The organism is Chitinophagaceae bacterium (assembly GCA_016699815.1).
GTDB lineage: Bacteria > Bacteroidota > Bacteroidia > Chitinophagales > Chitinophagaceae > Ferruginibacter.
Window position 1 is genome coordinate 1364617 of record CP065012.1, and the last position, 21042, is coordinate 1385658.

Consider the following 21042-nt stretch of genomic DNA (forward strand, 5'->3'; position numbering starts at 1 on the left):
AGCCAGCGAAAACAGCGGCCGAATTTTTTTACCGTTAAACCCCTAATTAGTGAAGGTCTCCTGTTTTATTATTGGTTTTACAACGCAATTAATCCCTAATTTCACGGCATGAGTTTTGGCGAAATGGTACAAACATTTTTATTGAACATTAAGGAAACCCGCTGGCAGGAGTGGATAAGTACCCTTACCCAAATTGCAAGCGTTTGGTATGCAAAAAAAAATAATGTACTCGTGTATCCAACAGGCATTATTGGCGTGTTGCTGGCAGCTTATGTATATTATTTTTTGGCAAAACCGCCGCTTTATGCCGATGCTATTTTAAACCTGTATTATTTTATCATGAGCGTTTACGGCTGGTACAACTGGGTGCAAATAAAAGAAACAGGCAGCCTGGTTTATCCCATAAGCTGGTGCCATAAAAAAGAGCTATGGTTGGGCATTGGTTTCTTTTTATTGAGTTGGGTGGCTATTTATTATTTACTTATTAGCATTACCGACAGTAATACACCGGTATTGGATTCGCTGGTATCTTCAAGCGCTATTACCGCCATGTGGTGGATGGCAAAGCGCAAAGTAGAAAACTGGCTGGCATGGATTTTTTCTAATATAGTAGCCATTCCGCTTAATTTTTACAAAGGCTTTATCCTATTCACACTAATGTATGTATTATTTTTAATTTTGGCCTGGATGGGTTATACGGAATGGAAAAAAGCAGCAAAAAAATATGCAGCACATTAAAAAAATAGTAGCCATTGGGCCGGAAAGTACCGGCAAAAGTTCCCTTTGCGAAGGCCTGGCAAGGCATTTCAAAAGCGTTTGGGCAAGGGAATATGCAAGGGAATACTTAAAGAAACACGGCACAAAATATGTTTATGAAAATTTGGATGCCATTGCCGAAGGCCAAATTGCAGAAGAAGAAACTGCTTTAAAAAATACAAACGCAGGCTCACCGCTTTTTATTGATACCGATTTGCAAGTAATAAAAGTATGGAGCGAATATGTTTTTAATAAATGTAACAGCAAAATACTCACACAAATTGCTCATAGAAAATACGATCTCTACCTGCTTTGTAATACTGACCTGCCCTGGGTAAAAGATGAGCTTAGGGAATACCCCGATTTAAAAACCAGGGAAAAACTTTTTCGTTATTATAAAGATTTGCTTGTAAACCAGCATGTTCCCTGGGTTACTATTAGCGGGCAAAATGATGAAAGGCTGCAACAAGCCATTTATGCAACACAAAAATTACTGCACTAAATTATTGTACCAGCGCTGCAATGTCGGGGTCGCCGGCAAGGTTGTTCATTTGCCGTAAAATGGCTGCCGACCTGTATTTTACATAATTACTTAAAGGCTTTACTGTATATTTTTTGGGGTTGGGAAGGCAGGCTGCAATCATTGCGGCTTCCTGCCGTGTTAAGTTAATGGCATCTTTATTAAAATATTTTTTTGCTGCTGCCTGAACGCCAAAAATGCCACGGCCCATTTCGGCAATATTAAGGTAACGTGCCAAAATTGTTTTTTTGGGCCACAAGGCTTCAATAGTTGCCGTAAAATATACTTCCAGGCCTTTGCGAAAAAAACCACCGCCCTGGAAGAGGAAAATATTTTTTGCCGCTTGCTGGCTTATGGTACTTGCACCCCTAATTTTATTGGGATGTTTTTGGTTATACTTTACTGCTTTTTTTATGGCGATAAGATCAAAACCATCATGGTCGGTAAAAAGCTGGTCTTCGGCTGCTATAACCGCAAGCTTTATATTGGGGCCCATATTATGGTACGAAATATAATCACGGCTTAGCCCGTTAAAACTTATTAAACTCCCCAACTGCGTAAGGGTTACCGGCGGATTAATTACAAAACCCATTAACAAGTATATAAAGGAACTGATATAGCCAATGAAAAAAATATCTCTTAGTAAAACAGCAATTTTATGTATTGCGCTAATTTTTCTGAGTATGAAATAATAAAATAAACTCAATGCAGCTATGCCTGTGCATACCCACAAAACCTTTGCTTTTAAATTTTGCACCACAAAGCCTTGCACCGAAATTTTTTGAACAATAAACCAAATAAAAAATAAAACATGGGCCATAAAAACCCAAAAGAAAATTTTTTCTGTTTTTTTCCATACCTGCAGGAGTTGCTGCTTATTCATCAAAAAAAAATTAGTATTTATTGCGGGTATATAAAACGCCAATAATTAAAGCAAGACCAAATACCATGTAAAGGATACCGGCAATACGGTTTAAACGCCGGATGTTTTTATCGTTCAGGTTATTTCTCAGCTTGCCTGAAATTTTTATTTTGAGCAAGTCGGCGCTCATTACTACAATGAGGCAGGAGATAAAAGTGGCAGACCTTTCTTCAACAGAATTACCCAGGGTTTTTGTAGTGGTGGCAAACCACAGGGCAATTACGCCGGGGTTGAGGCTATTGATAAAAAAGCCGGTAATAAAAAGGCCCACATGTGTTGCTTTACCAATTTTAACACCCTGGTCAAGCTCTGCTTTTGATTTATATTTTTTATAAAAAAGGTAATAAACGCCCAATGCAATTAAAAAGGAGCCGCCAAAAATGCCAATTACCGTTTTATATTCAATGAGGTCGCTCAGCAGGCCACTGAAAAGATTGGCGGTAATAATTAACAATATATCACTGAGCCAAACGCCGGCTACAAAATAAATTGCGCTGAAAATACCGTAATTGATCCGCAGTTTAAGAATGGCAAATAATACCGGCCCAACGGTAAACACCAGTGCAATGCCCAATAAAATACCTGATATAATTGCCTCCGTCATCCAATTTATTTAAGTTACCGAGTAATCGGTTGTAAAGGTTCGTATGCCGCAACAAACTGTTGCCATTCAATCAATATTTTTCCCTTAAGCACTCTTGGAAATTTATGCTGGCCGCCAATTTTTCCCCGGGCTTTCATAAAGTCCATAAATGCTTTTTCCGGCAACAACTTTACCGAAATATTTTTTAAAGCATGATTGCGCTCTACTTCATAGTCATCGTTGAGCTGCTTTAAGTTTGCATCAATTTTTTCTGCAAGCGCTTTTTCATCTGCTTTATCATCTGATGCCAAATACCATTCATGCGCAAAGAAATTGCCATAAGGCACACCTGCAACCGTAAACTCTGGTATAAATATATTCATTTGCCCCGAAACCATTTCTATTGCCTTATTCATATTATCAACGCTCAGGTGCTCGCCTACAAGGCTTAAAAAATGCTTTGTTCGGCCGGTAATAATGATTTGACTTTTTTCTTTATCAATAAGTTTTATGGTATCTCCTATGGCATAGCGCCATGCGCCTGCATTGGTGGTAATTAAAATGGCATACTCTTTATTTTCCTCAATTTCATGCAACATAAAGGCTTCAGGCTTGTCTACCATGTTACCATCTGCATCAAAATTTTTATCATCAAAGGGTACAAATTCAAAAAAAATATTGTTGTTCAATGCAAGGTGCATGCCTTTGGCGCCTTGTTTATTTTGATAGGCTAAAAAACCTTCGCTTGCCAAATAGGTTTCAATATAGGTTATGGGTTTGCCCAATAATTTTTCAAAGCCTTTTTTATAGGGTTCTAATGCTACGCCACCGTGAACATAAAATGAAAGATTGGGCCACATTTCGTGGATGTTTTTTAACTTGTATCGCTCAATAATTTTTTCTACACAAAGCTGCAGCCATGCCGGCACGCCTACAATAAAACCAATATCCCAGTTGGGTGCATTTTCCACTACTTCATCCAGTTTTTTGGACCAATCCCTTTCTTGGGCAATTTTTTTTCCGGGTTTATACAATCCCAGCCCCATAAACCAAAAAGGAATATTTTTTTGCTGTATGCCGCTTAAATCGCCGGCATAATAAGTGGGGCCTTTTTGCAATTGCGTACTGCCGCCAAGCATGAGCCAGCCTTTGCCAATAGCGCTTTTGGGCACATCCTCGTATCGGGTAAGCGATATTAATTGTTTTATACTGGTGATGGTATTGCTCCTTACCAGGTCTTTGGTAATGGGGATATATTTACTGGATGCTTCGCTGGTGCCGCTGCTTAGGGCAAAATATTTTATTACTCCCGGCCAGCATACATCCGGTATGCCATCCAAAGTTTTATACCACCATTCTTTGTAAATTTTTGAATAATCGTAGGTAGGTACCTGCTGTTGAAATTTTTTTCCGGGATGGCGGGCCAATAAAATTTCGTCAAAAAGAAATTTTTGGCCAAACTCCGTAAACCTTGCTTTACGCAGAAGTTTTTTCAGCACTTTTATCTGCTGTCGCCGCACATCGCTTACCGGTATATTTAATGCCCGGGCAATTGATGCAGGTAGTTTTATGTCGAATATGGCCATTGAATATTTTTGTTGTAAACAAAGTTAAATAATGGATTTGAGGAAACTTTCTTAAAATCTACTGAAAGTGAATAAATATTATTATGGCCGAATGGCTAGTCCTGTATCCTTATAGCATTTTCGTTTTCGATATACATAGTAACCACACCGCTTTGGTCTATTACTTTACCTTTTGCACAAATAATTTTTCCCTTAAGCAATGCTTCGGGTTTATAATTAAAGTTCACAATATTTTCTTTTTTTATAAAAACCGTAAACACCTGGTTGGGGAATTGCTTGTCTAAATTGAGTAAAATATTTCCTTTTTTACTTACCCTTGCGCCCACTACTGTACCGCAAACGGTAATTTCATCTCGGCGGTTTGTCCATTCTTTAGCTACCATTGTATTAAAATAACCGGGTGGGAGCTTTTCCTGGTTCAATGGTTCGGCATCTGCATTATTTGCTTCGGGCAGCCAGATGCTGGTATTAAGCTGGCTTTCTAATTCTTCCTGCTCTGCTTCTGTCAGATGAGCAAAAAAGTTTAGGCCAGTTTGTTTTTCAATTTCGTTTATGGTTACCGCAAAACTTTTTATGGGTGAGGTTATTACGGTATTGGGCATAATAAAACCTATTGCCTTTTTATGCTTTAGATCCAACGCTACTTTCCAAAATTTTTGGGGTATGCTGAGTTTATTTTTCCCTCTTTCAATTTTGGGAAGGGTTTCGTTTAAAAGAGGGCCGGTAACTATATACAATTGTGTTCCCGGGTTGCGGAAAACATATCCCCGGATGGCATCTTCAAGATCGCCCCAACTGCCCCGGTTAAATTCTGCCAGCTGCGGGCTCAGGTTGCTGTACAGGTACGATTCAGAAAGCGCTCTTTTACTCCATCTGAAATCTGCAGAAGGTGCAAGGTGGCCACGGTCGTAACCAAAGCCATCGTATTTAACTGTGCTGTCGGCCTGTGTTTCTTTTAAAAAATAATCTGCTTCCACAGCAGATCCGGTTGCAATACTGCTGTCTTCCCTAAAATCGTTGGTACGAAAAACCACACCCGTAATTACATCGGGCAAAATGATATGGGCTACCCAGCGTGCCGTTTTATATTTTGGGTCAAAGCCGAGGATATATGCCGAATGATTTACTTGTACTTCACCGGGCCCCAATTGAGGAAGCCCTATTTTTACCAGGTCTAAACGGATTTTTTGGAGTTTAAAATCTTCAAGGTTAGCGAGTAGTATTTGCCTTTGGCTGTCAATTTTTGCCAGTTGCTTTTGCGTACTAATTATTTCATCTGCAATAGATTGGGCAAATAATAACGCCGGCAATAACAGCATTAAAAAGGCCAAACCAAACTTTTTTGTATTTTTCATAAGTAGTGAAGTTAATGAATTTAATTGCGTTGTTTTACCCATTAAAAAATCTTTTGCCTTTTTTAAATTGTTTATAAAATAGTTTGAAAAATTAAGCAGCAAATAGGAACTTTAGTATATGAAAACTTTGACCCTGGTAAGGCATGCAAAAAGCGCACCGGCATCCATTGGCCAAAACGATTTTGACCGGCCCTTAAATGAAAAGGGATTAATTGATGCAACAGTAATGGCACAAAGGATAGCCGGAAGAAATATTCCCATCAACTTATTTGTATGCAGCCCGGCATTAAGGGCCATGCAAACATGCAAAGCTTTTTGCGATGTATATAATTTTGATATCGCAAATATTGTAAGTGTAAAAAAACTTTACAACGCTCACCGTATTGTGTTTTATGATATTGTGGAAGAATTAAACAATGCCATTGACCATATTGCTCTTTTTGCCCATAACCCGGGCATTACACAATTTATTAATGACCTTGTTCCCCAGTTTTCGGTTGACAATATGCCTACCTGTGGCGTAATGAGTGTTGCCATTAATACAAAAACCTGGGCAAAATTTGAAGCGGCAGAAAAACAATTACTGGTTTTTGATTATCCGAAAAATATGCAAAATTTATAAACTGTATTTTCAAAACGCCATATATTTTGTATGACTTTTTACTACCTGTATCCACATTTTTTGATGTAGTTTTTTAATTTGCATTCTTTTTAATATTTTACGATGGCAAAAATATTCATCCGCATATTTTTAATCATCTGCTTAAAAAAGTACCATTTACCGCTATTATTGTAATTGCCAAATACACTTTCTCTGAGATACTTTGATGTATCATTACTAAAAGAAATAGCTGGACTGTAGTTTTGAAATGCAGTATTTTTACCCCTTTCATGGCTTATAATGTAGGGTAAGGTTATCCACTCAATTGCAACAAAAAACGCTTTTCCTGGAATAAAAATTTTATAGTGTTCGAGATTTCAGCGTAATTTTTTTTCGACGATTTTATTTCAATGATTGAATCACATAAGTCTTCGCCAGATTTTCCGGTAGAAGAATCAACACTATAAATCCTTAACATGAATATTGAATTGTTAGGTTCTTTGCAAATTCCTATTCAGGTTAACATACCATTTTCTTTTGGGGAAGTAAAAAGTTGGGCAACCTGGGTATAGTGTCCAGTAGATGCGTAATAATTATTGCTGCAATGTTTAAATGAATTTTATTGCGTACTATGAATATATTTTTTACTACGGTACCATTTAATAGCACCTGCTTTCTCTTTAACAAAAAGCTGTTTGCTGATTTTATTTCGTGAAGTGCGATTTTTAGGGGTTCATATCCTATATACATAATGAGTAAAGTATCGGTATATATATTACTTTTTTATTGTAAAATTCCCTTGTTCATTGGCGCTTGTACCATTGTTTTGTTCTAAAAATCCAATAGTTGCATAAGCTATTTTTCTTTACTTAGGGCGTCAATCACCGCTCCGGAAAATGCCATCTGCGAAAAGCTTATAGCAGATAATAAAAACATTCCAAAACAGAAAGTTACTTTAAGGAATATTATTGAACATTGAAGTTTTTTGAAAAAATTATAAAAACAGCTGATAGAATATTTTAATAAAAAAACTCTGCTTTATAAGGGTATCTTATCCTGTACAGCTCCCGTACTTTGTAAATAATTGCTTTGCGGAGTTCTTCAATATTGGTGCGCTGTGTGGCAGAAATAAATATGCAGTTGCCTCCGGTTATTTGTTTCCAGTTTTGTTTTAAATCTGTAATAATATTTTGTTTTACTTCATCTTCAAGCCATTCATCAAAGGTTTGCAGTTCGTATTGGTCCATTTTATTAAAAATGGTAATGGTGGGTTTTTCCAGGCTGTTGAGTTCCCCTAAGGTTTCGTTTACAATGCGGTACTGGTCTTCGTATTGTGGATGGCTGATGTCTACAATATGCAATAATATATCGGCTTCCCTCACTTCGTCCAGTGTGCTTTTAAAACTTTCTACAAGGTGGTGCGGAAGCTTGCGAATGAAACCTACTGTATCGCTCAGTAGAAAAGGGGTTTGCTCAAATACCAGCTTTCTTGTGGTGGTATCCAGCGTAGCAAATAATTTATTTTCTGCAAATACTTCCGATTTGCTAAGCAGCGTCATTAAAGTAGATTTTCCCACATTGGTATAGCCTACCAATGCAACCCTTATAAATTCGCCACGGTCTTTTCGTTGAGTAAAAGCCTGCTTATCTATTTCTGAAAGCCGCTTGCGCAATAAACTTATTTTATCTTTTACCAGCCTGCGGTCTGTTTCAATTTCAGTTTCCCCGGGGCCTCTTGTGCCTACGCCGCCGCCTTGCCTTTCGAGGTGTTTCCACATGCCTTTTAACCGTGGGAGTAAATATTGGTATTGCGCTAGCTCCACCTGGGTTTTTGCCTGTGCAGTTTTGGCACGAGTGGCAAAAATGTCAAGGATCAAATCGCTGCGGTCTATGGTTTTTACACCCAGTTCTTTTTCAATATTTTGAATTTGTGAGCCGGTAAGTTCATCATCAAAAATTACCAGGCCAATATTGCCCTTAAGCTGTATATAATTTTTAATTTCTTCCAGCTTACCTTTTCCTACAAATGTTCGTGTATCGGGATGTTGTAATTTTTGGATAAATCTCTTTTGCTCTATAGCACCGGCAGTTTCTGCTAAAAAAGCCAGCTCATCCATATATTCTTTTACCTGGGCCTCCTGTTGCTCTTTTTGCACAAGGCCTACCAGTATTGCATTTTCCGGTTTAGATAATATTTTCTTTTTTTCAATCACTCCATAATAATTTGAACAAGGTTCAATAAAAAAAGCGCCCCGCTTAAGCCGGAACGCTTTTATAAAATAAATTCCACTATTTTAATTTTAATTGAGATGAGTTTTCCAGCCACTTTTTCATTCCGTCGCAATTTTTATATTCATCATCTATTTTAATATAGTAACCGGTAATTTTTTTGCGGAACCAGTCTTCAATTGCCTGGTCTTTTTTTTCTTCCAATGCCCTGCTGGCAATTTTGCTGTAGTCGTCTTTTAGGTTTTCCCGGTGGGGTTGGGTTTGTGTTTTTAAATAAACAATGCGTATGCCTTTTTTTCCACGTTCATCGGTAAATTCAGTAGGTTGCGAATATTCCCCAACTTTTAGTTTTTGATAAATGGGTATCATGCTTTTATCCAACTGATCAATGGTAAGAAAAGTGCCATTGGGGCCCTGTATCATTCCACCGGTAAATTTGCTCATTTCATCATCGCTGTATTTATCTACGGCTGTGCCAAAATCAATGGTGCCGGAGATAAGGTTTGCTCTTACCGAATCCATTTTGGACAGGCCTTCATTGATTTCTATTTGTGTTACCTGCGGCGTTTTTAAAATATGCTTTAATATGGCATCATCGCCTGCACGGCTTAGCATTTGTACAATATGGTAGCCAAACCTGGTTTTAAATGGCGATGAAATTTGTCCTTCTTTCAAAGCAAAGGCTTTGGCCATCCAAATGGGGTCAAAATCTTTTTGGGTGCGGTTTACTTCAAACTGGCCACCGTTTTGTTTGGCAGAGGGATCATCGGAATACAACATGGCCATGCTGCGAAAATCCTTGCCGCCTTCAATTTGGTTTTTAATATCCACCAATTGAGATAGGGCATATTCTTCTGCGTCTCTGCTGGCTTTTGGATACATAATAATTTGTCCAATTTCTACTTCGGCCTCGTAGTAAGCAAGGCTGTCGGCTGGTATTTTATCAAAATAGGCTTTTACTTCATTAGGCGTTATTTTAATTCCACTCACCACTTTATCTCTCATTGTGGTTGCCATTTTTTGATCTTTTATAGGTCCACGCATATCTTCTTTAAGCTGGTAAACTGATTTGCCGGCAACTCTTTCCAGTTCGTCTTTACTGCCGTAAGCATTAATGAAATAACGGATGCGGTTTTCAATATCGGTTTCCACTTCTTCATCTGATACCGGCAATGAATCTTTTTCGGCCTGTAATACCAGCGCTTTTACGCCCATCATTTGCTCCAGGGTGAGGCATTTTGCATTGGGTGGAAGTTCCACACCTTGCCGCATCATATCGGCAAGGCTATTGTCAATATCGCTTTTTAAAATTATTTTGTCTCCAACAACGGCTACAATTTTATCTGCAAGTACTTTTTGCTGCGGTTGTGCAAGCGACAATAAAACGCTACAAATTAAACAACCAGTAAGTAGTAATCTAAATTTCATTCAATATGCCTTTTGATAAATCTTTCAAAAATAAGCCGGGATGTGTGCCCTTACTTAGTTTAAGGTTCCATTTAACATCCATTTAACCGTAGCAGGTACTTTCTCAATAAAAACACTGCATTATAAAGTACGTTTCACTTCAATTTCTTCAAATGCTTCTACTATATCCCCCATTTTAATATCGTTATAATTTTTAATTACCAGGCCACACTCCATGCTTGATGTAACTTCTTTTGCATCGTCTTTAAACCTTTTTAAGCTGGCCAGTTCGCCGGTAAAAATTACAATGCCGTCTCTTATGAGCCTTATCCTGTTATTGCGGGCAATTTTGCCGTCTAATACAAAACATCCGGCTACTGTGGCTTTATCGAACTTATAGGTTTCCCTTATTTCCACATTACCCAGTATTTTTTCTTCTACAGATGGTTCAAGCATACCTTCCATTGCACTCCTTAATTCTTCGATGGCATTATAGATAATGGAATACATTTTAATTTCAATGCTTTCTGCTTCGGCAAGTTTTGCTGCCTGTATAGAAGGCCTTACATTAAAGCCAATAATAATTGCATCGGATGCATTGGCAAGCGTTACATCGCTTTCTGTAATAGCACCTACAGCTTTATGGATTACACGAACCACAATTTCTTCTGTACTGAGTTTTTGTAATGAATCGCTCAACGCTTCCACAGAGCCATCCACATCGCCTTTAATAATGATGTTTAATTCTTTAAAGTTTCCAAGCGCAAGCCTGCGGCCAATTTCATCGAGGGTAATATGTTTTTTGGCACGCATACCTTGTTCCCTCAAAATTTGTCCCCGTTTATACGCCATTTCCCTGGCTTCGGCTTCATCATGAAAAACTTTAAAAGTTTCCCCTGCCTGTGGTGCACCATTTAACCCTAAAATTAATGCAGGCGAAGAAGGTGGAGCGGCATCGCTGCGTTGCTGGCGCTCGTTGTACATGGCTTTTACTTTACCAAAGTATTGGCCGCTTACAATCATGTCTCCTTGTTTCAGAGTTCCGTTTTGAACCAGTATTGTGGCTACATAGCCACGCCCTTTATCTAAAGAGGCTTCAATTACTGTTCCGTTTGCCGGACGGTCGGGATTGGCTTTTAGTTCGAGCAAATCTGTTTCCAATAATATTTTTTCGAGGAGCAGGTCAATGTTCTGCCCTTTTTTGGCGCTTATTTCCTGGCTTTGGTATTTACCGCCCCAGCTTTCTACCAGTATGTTCATACCAGCCAGTTGTTCTTTTATTTTTTCGGGATTGGCTCCTTCTTTATCTACTTTATTTATTGCAAAAATCATGGGTACCGATGCTGCCTGTGCATGAGAAATAGCTTCTTTGGTTTGTGGCATTACTGCATCATCGGCAGCTACAACAATTACGGCTATATCGGTAACTTTTGCGCCACGGGCACGCATAGCGGTAAAGGCTTCGTGGCCCGGCGTATCCAAAAACGTAATATTTCTGCCATCTTTTGTGGTTACTTCGTAGGCTCCTATATGCTGGGTAATACCTCCTGCTTCGCCAGAAATTACATTGGCTTTTCGGATATAATCAAGCAAAGAAGTTTTACCATGGTCAACGTGGCCCATAATGGTTACAATCGGCGACCTTGATTTAAGGTCTTCGGGATTATCTATTACTTCTTCTTCATCCATTTCGGCGGCATCATCAACCCCAATAAATTCTACCTCAAAGCCAAATTCCCCTGCAACCAACTCTATTACGTCTGCTTCAAGCCTTTGGTTAATGGAAACCATTATACCAAGGCCCATACATTTGCTAATTACATCTGCAAAACTTACGTCCATTAAATTTGCCAACTCACTTACTGAAACAAATTCTGTTACCTGTAATTTATTTCCTTCTACTACGCCTTCAGAAGCGTTTTCTGCCATCTCTTCACGCTTGGCTTTACGGTATTTTGCTTTTAAGCTTTTTCCCCTTCCGGATGATCCTGCAAGTTTTGCCTGGGTTTGCCTGAGCTTTTCTTGTATTTCTTTTTCGTCAATTATTTTGTCTTCCCTTTTGGGTTCGTTGCGGTGCTGCCTTCCTCCTCCGCCGCCTTGTGGCCTGCCGCCTCCGCCACCACCTCTGTAATTATTTCCTCCCTGTGTTGGTGCCGGGCTCTGGCCGGGTTTCTTTTGTATGGGGATGCGTTTGCGTTTTTTATCTTCTTCTTTGCGTGGCCGGGTATCGCTTTCTTTTGGCAATTCAATTTTGCCCATAATTTTTGGGCCTGAAATTTTTTGTGCCTGTATGTTTTCAATTACAGGTGGGGCTGGCGGTACTTCTGGCGCTGGTGCAGGGGCCGGGGTTGCTACCGGTTCTGCTTTGGGGGCTTCTTCTTTTGTTTTCTTTTTTTTCTTTTCGGGTTCTTCTTCTTTTACCGGTTCTTCTTTTTTAGCTGGTGTGGCTTTTGCTTTTTTAGGTCTTGTAGAAGATTCTATAGCGCTTAAATCTATTTTGTCAATAACCTTTGGCTGTTCAATTTCCGGCGCTTCAATTTTAGCAATTTCTTTTTTCTCTTCTTTGGGCTGTGGCTTGGGTTCTTCTGGTGTCGGTTCGGCTGCTTTTTTGGCCTTTTCTTCTTTCTTTTTTATAGAGAGGTCTTCTTCGTCTTTTTTCTTTTTTGCCTCAGGGCCTTTGGGAAGGTCTATTTGATCGGATTTTTGTTTGGCTGCTTTATCCTGTTGAAACTCTACTTGTAGCACACGGTACATTTCTTCCGTAAGCTTTGAAGTGGGTTTAAGATCATCTGAATTAAAGCTTTTAGATACAAGGAAGTCTATCAGGGTGTGTGCCCCAATATTAAATTCCTTTGCCGCCGCCATTAACCTGGGTGTAGTGTTTGCTTCTGCCATTCTTTTTTGTTGTGTTCATACCAAATAAGCAACAACCGGTAAATTTAACTATGGTATGAACCTCCGGCTGCTGTGGATTGCTAAAAATTATTCTTTATCAAATTCTGCCTGTAAAACCTTGCGTACATCATTTATGGTTTCTTTTTCCAAATCGGTCCTGCGCTCTAATTCTTCTGCTGTAAGGTCCAATACCGATCTTGCAGTATCGCATCCTACTCTTTTAAGTTCGTCAATTACCCATTCTTCAATTTCATCTGTAAATTCATCCAGGTCAATATCATAATCATCTTCTTCTCCTTCATTATCCCTAAACACATTAATTTCATAATCGGTGAGGTCTTGAGCCAGTTTAATATTTACGCCCCTGCGGCCAATGGCCAATGAAACCTGGTCGGGCTTAAGCCAAACCGTTGCCACTTTATTTTCCTGGTTTAATTCCATATTGGTAATTTTTGCAGGCGTTAGTGACCGCTGAATTAACAATTGGGTGTTATTGGTAAAGTTGATTACATCTATATTTTCGTTTTTCAACTCTCTTACTATACCGTGTATGCGGCTGCCTTTCATTCCCACGCAGGCGCCCACGGGATCTATACGGTCGTCGTAGCTTTCTACGGCTACTTTTGCCCTTTCGCCTGGCTCTCTCACAATTTTTTTAACTACAATTAGGCCATCAAAAATTTCGGGTACTTCAATTTCCAAAAGCTTTTCGAGAAATAATGGGCTGGTGCGGCTTAAAATAATTACAGCCTGGTTATTTTTTAATTCTACTTTTTTAACTACCGCCCTTATGGTTTCCCCTTTTTTAAAATAGTCCGATGGGATTTGCTCAGACTTAGGCAACAACATTTCATTGCCGTCTTCGTCTAAAATGAGTACTTCTTTTTTCCATACCTGGTACACTTCGCCATTTACAATTTCGCCTACTCTTTCTTCATACTTTTTTATGAGTATGTTCTTTTTCAAATCGTTGATTCGTGCAGCAAGTGTTTGCTTACCGGCAAGTATTGCCCTGCGGCCAAATTCTTTTTGAATATCTACTTCTTCGTAAAGCTCTTCGCCTACCTGGTAGTCGGGTTCAATTTTAATGGCATCTTTATATTCAATTTCGGTTAGGGTGTTGTAAAGGTCATCATCGTCAACAATGGTGCGCCTGCGAAAAATTTCCAGATCGCCTTTCTGGTCGTTTACGATTACGTCAAAGTTGTCATCGCTTCCGTATTTTTTGCGGATGAGTGTTTTAAAAACATCTTCCATTACTTTCATGAGTGTTGGGCGGTCAATATTTTCCGCTTCTTTAAACTCCTGGAACGATTCAATTAAGTTTATACTTGCCATAAGCATTGCCAGCCTCACATTTTTCCCCGCCGGCAGAGGGGTTTAGTTAAAGATTTAAAATTTTATTTTCACTTTGGTGTGCTTAATATCTGCCATTGCTATATCCAATTGTTTGGTTACTGCCTTTTTCCCTTTTCCTTCGGTTATAATCAATTGTATACCATTTTCGTATATCCCGGAAAGTACCGCTTCATAAACGGTGCCGTCATTTAGCACTACTTCTACATTGCGGCCTTTATTTTTTTCATATTGCCGGTGTAATTTCAGGGGCTCATCAATTCCCGGGCTGGAAACTTCCAATGAAAAATTGCCATCGGGGAACAATGCTGTTTCTTCAATATTTTTATAGAGTGCCCTGTTTATTTTAATACATTTTTCAATACCCAGCCCATTATCTGCATCGAGGTAAATTTTAATATTATTGGTGGGTTTAATGCGCATGTCCACCAAAAATATATCCCCTGTAAGCAGGGGCTCCAGCATTTTTTTCACTACAGCCAGCGTAGTATTCTCACTCATGGTATTAAAATAGAGAAGGGAACGACTCCGTTCCCTTCTGATTGCTTTTATTTCCGGGTGCAAATATACTATCTGTAAATGGATTGGCCAAAAAAGAAGTTGGCAGGTTTTATTTCAGCTCATTATAAGCTGGAAAACTTACCTGCCTGATAATAAAATAAGCATACTGCAAAACCTGCTGATAGATATATAAACAATTTTACTTTATATAATATATTACTAAGAGGTTAAGCAATGGGTATTAAGCAAATCACTTACTTTTGCGGCAAATAAAAAAGGAAATGAAAAATACCCCTTTTACCCAAAAACACATAGCTCTTGGAGCTAAAATGGCAGAATTTGCCGGTTTTAATATGCCCATTTCTTATACGGGCATTAACGAAGAGCATCAAACCGTAAGAAATAATGCCGGCGTATTTGATGTAAGCCATATGGGTGAGTTTATAATAAAAGGCGAAAATGCACTTGACTTAATACAAAGGGTTACCAGCAACGATGCCTCAAAACTTACTGCCGGAAAAGTGCAATACAGTTGTTTGCCCAATAATGATGCTGGTATTATTGATGATTTGCTGCTGTATTGTATTGAAGAAAACCAAGTGTATATGCTTGTAGTAAATGCCGGCAATATTGAAAAAGACTGGAAATGGATTAGCAGCCATAATACTCAAAATGCAGAACTGCATGATATTTCGGCCAAAACCTGCCTGCTAGCTGTACAAGGCCCCAATGCAGCAAAAATACTTCAGCCCCTGGCGGATACGGATATATTAAACCTTAAATATTACACTTTTACAAAAGGAAAATTTGCTGGCGTTGAAAATGTTCTTATAAGTGCAACAGGGTATACAGGTGCCGGTGGACTGGAAATTTATTTTGAAGACAAAGATGGCGCAGCAGAAAAAATTTGGGATGCTATTTTTGAAGCCGGAAAAGCTGCCGGTATAAAACCCATTGGCCTTGGTGCAAGAGATACCTTAAGACTGGAAATGGGCTTTTGCTTATATGGGAATGATATAGACGACACAACATCGCCTTTAGAAGCCGGGCTGGGATGGATTACCAAGTTTACCAAAGATTTTACCAGCCGCAAACTTTTAGAACAACAAAAAGCCAACGGCGTTAATAAAAAGTTGGTAGGTTTTGAAATGGTTGACAAGGGAATTGCCCGGCATGGCTATGAAATAAAAAACGCCAAAGGCGAAACCATCGGCAGGGTTACATCGGGTACACAGTCGCCCAGCCTGGGCAAGGCCATTGGTATGGGATATGTAAAAACGCCTTTTGCCACACCAGAAACAACTGTTTATATCAGTATACGCAATTCACTTGCTAAAGCTAAGCTGGTAAAAATGCCCTTTAGCGCATAGCACAAAATTTTACGCTAATAAAAATATGCCAAGTATCATCACCTGCCTTTCTCCGGCATTACTTCATTTGGAAGAAGTAAATAAAAGAAATGTAGTAATTATTGATGTATTAAGGGCAACTTCTACTATTGCCACCGCTTTATTTAATGGCGCTAAAGCTATTGTACCGGTAGATAATGTGGCAGAGTGCATAAGGATTGGCAAACAAATTGATGGTATTACAGCCGGGGAAAGAGATGGGAAAATTGCTGATGGGCTGGAGTATGGAAACTCCCCATTTGAATACAACCCTGAATTTATAAAAGACAAAGTGCTGGTATTAACTACAACCAACGGTACCAAATTATTGCACATGGCGCTTGATAAAAGTGCAAGAGAAATTGTAACCGGGTCATTTCCCAATTTATCGGCTGTATGCGAACATCTGCTCCAAAAAAGAGAAGATGTTATCCTTGCCTGTGCCGGATGGAAAGACAGGGTAAATATAGAAGACAGCTTATTTGCCGGTGCAGTAATAAACCGGCTGAAAGATAGTTTTGACATTGAAGGCGACTCCTCCCATGTTGCACACAACCTTTATATACTGGCACAAAAGAGCCTTTATGAATTTATGAAAAAGCACAACGCTTCACATTATCACAGGCTTACCAATTTTGGACTTGAAAAGGATATACGCTATTGCCTTAGTACAGATGTTGCCAATGTACTGCCAGTTTATATAGAAGGAAAATTGGTAACAGCATAAAGTTAATTTCTTTCGGCAACGAAATGCTTCCCTCAACACAAAACCCATAAAAGTACGAAATTTATTGAACAATTAAAATAAATGACTCCGTTATCTTTTATTTTAATTGCGTAGTAGCTTTTAAATAATTCTTTTTTCTATTTTGCTGCATTTTTTAACAGCAATTTCTTCACAAATACCTGCCAATGCTTTTTAACCTGAACTATTTTCCTTTACTTTTGCAAATTGCCCTTTTGGGAACGATGCATAAACAGGTAAAGGGTTATGAAAACATCATTTGAAAATTAAAAGATTATTATATTGGCATTACCACACCTCGTAAAATATATTTACAACAACGGTTCAGATGAAGTGGTCAGGAGAGGAAAAAAAATCCATTCTCTCGGCTATGTTGAAATGATAGAGCATGATGAACTTACCGGGAATATTTTTTTTAGGATAAAGGACGACAATTACAGCACGTTTTACAAAGTAAATATTCAAAAATTTGCCGACCCCAAACACATGAACCTGCGTTGCTCCTGCCCGTACAATATTGGGGATATTTGCCGGCACGAAGCGGCTGCATTGTTTCGTATGCAGGATATGATTGACAAAAACCTGCTAAGCAGCAGCGCTATCCAATACAACCAGCAACACTCAGTTGCAAAAATGAAATTTATTGACATTAAAATGCTGAAGATGCTTTCCTCCACCCATATAATGCAGGAAGCAGAAAGGATGCTGAGGCATGGCAAAGCCAATATTGTACATGCCGCTGATGAAAGGGTAGAAGCCGAAATACAATATCATGACAGCAATTTTACCGTTATACTCCAAAAAAATGAAGAAAAAAATTTTGACACCTCCTGCAACTGTGCAGAAACAGACCATCCACTTTGCGAACACAAAGTGATGCTGTACTTGCAATTGCTCAATAATGACGGGCCATATTATTTTGACAGCATCCGCAACTGGGATAAAGAAAAAAACATTTTGCTTCGCTCTTACGGTTACAGTTTACAAGACGATATCACCGGAAAATTTGAATTTACCTATAAAGAAGGAAAGCCATTTTTAAAAGTAATTGACCCTTCAATTAAACGGGTAAATGCAGCGCCAGCCTCAAACTTATTTTCGCCAAAACCCAGGCCCGTATTTCAGCCTGTGCAAACGGTTATTACCCCTGAAGAAAACCCCGTGCAGGAAATAATTACTGAAGAGAAAAACTTAAGGCTGGGCATTGTTTTTAATTTTAATGAAAAAGCTTACCCGTTTTTTTCTGTAGATGCCATCATGGGCGAAACCGATGAAACCGGAGGCAATAAAAAATTTATTGATAAAATTGAAAGGCTCGACTTAGGAAAATTTATCAATAGCGAGCCTTTAATTGAGGACGACAGGAATGCGTTGCAGCAAATCCGCAAATTGCAACAAACAGAAATCAATAAATACCTCAACAGGAACTCCCCATTTAGCGGTATATGGGAAAATATCATCCACAATGAAGGAGATAAACTCCCAGAAGAAACAAGGTCATTAATTGCTGAATACCTTTTACCCAAACTAAAAAAAATTACTAGCCTTCCCGATCCGCTTATTTACTTTTTACCCAGTGGAAAGGCCTTTAAAACGGCAAACCTTATAGAGCTGGAAGTAAGCAACCAATTTTTAAGCCCGGTTTTTAAAGTAGCTGTAAAAAATAACGATTTTGAAATTAACTGCGTAGTAAAACCCGAAGGACAGGTTGCATCACTTGAAGAAAATGAATGTACCCACCCGTTTTTATTTTTATACAACGATGTTTTATATATTTGGGCAAAGCCCGAAGACCTTTTACATGCCGAAAAATTTTTGGAGAAGGGTTTTACCAAAATAAAAAAAGACAACTGGACAGAAACATTACAAAAAAATATTTTACCGCTCACCAAAGAATACCAGGTAGAATTTGACAAGGCCCTCATAAAAGAAGTAAAAAGCGGCAACCCCGATGTAAAATTAATTTTACAGGAAAAAGGCGACCATCTTGTATTTCAACCCGTGTTCAGCTACAAAGGGTTTGATACAAGGCCAACAGATAAAGCTACAATAATACTGCCTGACAACGACAAAATACTGGTTATAAAAAGAAACGAAGAAGCCGAAAAAGAATTTGTAGAAAAACTGCAAAACCTGCATTCCCAATTTAGTTACCATGAGGATACAGGCGGCCTGGTTTTAAAGGGCGCCGATGTATTGCGCAACAACTGGTTTTTTCTTTTTATAGATGCCATGAAGGAAATGAAAGTACCGGTTTTTGGTTTTGAAGCGCTTAAAAATTTCCGTTTTAATACGGCAAGGCCCAATACCCATATCCATGTAAGCAGCGGATTGGACTGGTTTGATGCAAAAGTAGAAATAGAATTTGGCGAACAAAAAGTAGGCATTGCTGATATTAAAAAAGCCTTAGCCGGCAAGCAATCCTTTGTACAGCTGGATGATGGTACTTTAGGTATTTTGCCCGATGAGTGGTTGAAAAAATATGCCTTATTGTTTAAAGTGGGTGAAGGCAAAAACGATAAACTGCGCTTATCTAAATACCATCTCAGCGTAATTGATGACCTTTATGAGCGCAGGGATGAAGAAGAAATAAGCTTTACGCTTGATGCAAAATATGAACGCCTTAGAGAATTTAAAAACATACCTGAAACAGCGCCACCACAAGAAGTAGCCGGCATTTTAAGGCCTTACCAGGTCGCTGGTTTTCAGTGGCTGAATTATTTAAACGATGTAGGCTGGGGTGGTATATTGGCCGATGATATGGGCTTGGGCAAAACCGTTCAGGCGCTAAGTATGATTGACCATTTTAAAAAAACAACCGGTGGTTTGCAATCTCTGGTTATTTGCCCCACAACATTAATTTACAACTGGCAAAAAGAAGTTTTAAAATTTACACCATCCCTTTCCTGCCAAATTCACCATGGCAACCTGCGCACCAGAAAGCATGAAGAACTGATGCAGCAAAATATTATCGTTACTACTTACGGCACCTTACGAAGCGATATCCAAATGCTCATGAAAATACCTTTTGATTATATTATTCTGGATGAAAGCCAGGCCATTAAAAACCCTTCTTCAAAAGTTACCAAAGCAGCCTCATTACTTAATGCCAAAAACAGGCTTTGCATGAGCGGTACGCCTTTACAAAATAACACCTTCGACATATTTGCCCAAATGAATTTTCTTAACCCAGGTTTACTGGGCAGTATGGAGTTTTTCCGCAATGAATTTGCTACGCCTATTGATAAGTTTAGCGACCTTATTCAAAAAGATCACCTGCGTAAATTACTTTATCCTTTTATATTGCGTCGTACCAAAGAACAGGTGGCCAAAGACCTTCCTGAAAAAACGGAAACCATCTTGTTTTGCGAAATGGAAAAAGAGCAACGACAAATTTATGATGCCTACCGCAATAGTTACCGGGATAAAATCTTAGGCTCTATCAACGATGTTGGCATTGACAAATCTCAATTAACCATTTTACAGGGCCTTATGAAACTGAGACAAATATGCGATAGCCCGGCCATTTTAAACGAAGAAGACAAATACCCCAACCACTCCATAAAACTGGATGAATTAACCAGGGAAATTACCGAAAATATTGGCGAACATAAAGCACTTATTTTTTCTCAATTCCTGGGAATGCTTGCCTTAATTAAAGAAAAACTAAAAGAACAAAATATTAAGTTTGAATATTTTGACGGAAGTACAACCCCGCCTGAAAGGGAGAGAGCCATAGAAAATTTTCAAAATAGTGAAGAGTGTAGGGTGTTTTTAATTTCTTTAAAAGCAGGTGGTGTCGGTTTAAACCTTACGGCGGCAGATTACGTTTATATTGTGGACCCTTGGTGGAACCCTGCCGTGGAACAACAGGCCATTGACAGGACACACCGCATTGGCCAAACCAAAAATATTTTTGCTTACCGCATGATTTGTATAGATACCATTGAAGATAAAATACTGCAATTACAGGAGCGAAAAAGGACACTGGCAAAAGAGCTTATTGCCGATGATTCTACTTTTGTAAAATCACTCACCAAGGCAGATGTGGAATACCTGTTCAGTTAACCTTATTAAAAAACCCCGGCATCAACCGGGGTTTTTACTTTCTTTTTGCTCAATCAGGATGCAATAAAGTTTTTAAGCCGCTGGAAGTCCCTGTCGTAGCTAAAAAATAAACTATTGATTGATTCCGCAA

At 38.8% G+C, this 21042-nt stretch carries 15 protein-coding genes; 6 read left to right on the forward strand and 9 right to left on the reverse strand.

Going from position 1 to position 21042, the window contains the following annotated elements:
- The first annotated feature begins 108 nt into the window (after positions 1 to 108).
- Complete coding sequence (locus IPO46_06075) at positions 109 to 738, forward strand: nicotinamide mononucleotide transporter (GenBank protein ID QQS64143.1); 630 nt, start codon at positions 109 to 111, stop codon at positions 736 to 738.
- Positions 725 to 1258: an ATP-binding protein gene (locus IPO46_06080; GenBank protein QQS64144.1), complete on the forward strand. Its 534-nt coding sequence runs from the start codon at positions 725 to 727 to the stop codon at positions 1256 to 1258. The genes IPO46_06075 and IPO46_06080 overlap by 14 nt, the downstream gene beginning before the upstream one ends.
- A 1-nt stretch (position 1259) precedes the next feature.
- Here the strand turns inward: IPO46_06080 and mtgA are convergent, their stop codons facing one another.
- The 4 genes from mtgA to IPO46_06100 all read right to left on the reverse strand — a co-directional run bounded on the left by mtgA (position 1260) and on the right by IPO46_06100 (position 5722).
- On the reverse strand, positions 1260 to 2096 hold the full coding sequence (gene mtgA, locus IPO46_06085; protein ID QQS64331.1) for a monofunctional biosynthetic peptidoglycan transglycosylase: 837 nt from the start codon (positions 2094 to 2096) through the stop codon (positions 1260 to 1262).
- 73 nt (positions 2097 to 2169) lie between these two features.
- On the reverse strand, positions 2170 to 2802 hold the full coding sequence (locus IPO46_06090) for a LysE family transporter (protein ID QQS64145.1): 633 nt from the start codon (positions 2800 to 2802) through the stop codon (positions 2170 to 2172).
- 14 nt (positions 2803 to 2816) lie between these two features.
- A complete protein-coding gene (locus IPO46_06095) occupies positions 2817 to 4367 on the reverse strand; it encodes a GH3 auxin-responsive promoter family protein (GenBank protein QQS64146.1) in 1551 nt (516 codons plus the stop codon).
- A 95-nt stretch (positions 4368 to 4462) separates the two neighbouring features.
- On the reverse strand, positions 4463 to 5722 hold the full coding sequence (locus IPO46_06100; GenBank protein ID QQS64147.1) for a DNA/RNA non-specific endonuclease: 1260 nt from the start codon (positions 5720 to 5722) through the stop codon (positions 4463 to 4465).
- Between the two features lie 118 nt (positions 5723 to 5840).
- Here IPO46_06100 and IPO46_06105 point away from each other — a divergent pair, with 118 nt between their 5' ends.
- On the forward strand, positions 5841 to 6344 hold the full coding sequence (locus tag IPO46_06105) for a histidine phosphatase family protein (GenBank protein QQS64148.1): 504 nt from the start codon (positions 5841 to 5843) through the stop codon (positions 6342 to 6344).
- A gap of 998 nt (positions 6345 to 7342) precedes the next feature.
- Here IPO46_06105 and hflX read toward each other — a convergent pair.
- The 5 genes from hflX to IPO46_06130 form a co-directional block, all read right to left on the reverse strand.
- Positions 7343 to 8536 (reverse strand): GTPase HflX, encoded by a 1194-nt coding sequence (gene hflX / locus IPO46_06110; GenBank protein ID QQS64149.1) that lies wholly within the window; start codon positions 8534 to 8536, stop codon positions 7343 to 7345.
- Between the two features lie 76 nt (positions 8537 to 8612).
- Complete coding sequence (locus IPO46_06115) at positions 8613 to 9980, reverse strand: peptidylprolyl isomerase (protein ID QQS64150.1); 1368 nt, start codon at positions 9978 to 9980, stop codon at positions 8613 to 8615.
- Positions 9981 to 10100: 120 nt separating this feature from the next.
- The gene (infB, locus tag IPO46_06120; protein ID QQS64151.1) at positions 10101 to 12854 is read right to left on the reverse strand and encodes a translation initiation factor IF-2; all 2754 of its coding nucleotides are present in this window, start codon (positions 12852 to 12854) and stop codon (positions 10101 to 10103) included.
- Positions 12855 to 12941: 87 nt separating this feature from the next.
- Positions 12942 to 14192, reverse strand: coding sequence for a transcription termination/antitermination protein NusA (nusA, locus tag IPO46_06125; GenBank protein ID QQS64152.1), 1251 nt, complete (start codon positions 14190 to 14192; stop codon positions 12942 to 12944).
- 54 nt (positions 14193 to 14246) lie between these two features.
- The gene (locus IPO46_06130) at positions 14247 to 14711 is read right to left on the reverse strand and encodes a ribosome maturation factor (protein ID QQS64153.1); all 465 of its coding nucleotides are present in this window, start codon (positions 14709 to 14711) and stop codon (positions 14247 to 14249) included.
- Positions 14712 to 14992: 281 nt separating this feature from the next.
- On the opposite strand from IPO46_06130, the gene gcvT reads away from it, so the two are divergent.
- From gcvT to IPO46_06145, 3 genes are all read left to right on the forward strand, one after another.
- Positions 14993 to 16081, forward strand: a complete 1089-nt coding sequence (gene gcvT, locus IPO46_06135) for a glycine cleavage system aminomethyltransferase GcvT (GenBank protein ID QQS64154.1) — start codon at positions 14993 to 14995, stop codon at positions 16079 to 16081.
- A gap of 25 nt (positions 16082 to 16106) precedes the next feature.
- A complete protein-coding gene (locus tag IPO46_06140; protein ID QQS64155.1) occupies positions 16107 to 16826 on the forward strand; it encodes a 2-phosphosulfolactate phosphatase in 720 nt (239 codons plus the stop codon).
- 300 nt (positions 16827 to 17126) lie between these two features.
- Complete coding sequence (locus IPO46_06145) at positions 17127 to 20912, forward strand: SNF2 helicase associated domain-containing protein (protein QQS64156.1); 3786 nt, start codon at positions 17127 to 17129, stop codon at positions 20910 to 20912.
- Positions 20913 to 21042 lie beyond the last annotated feature (130 nt).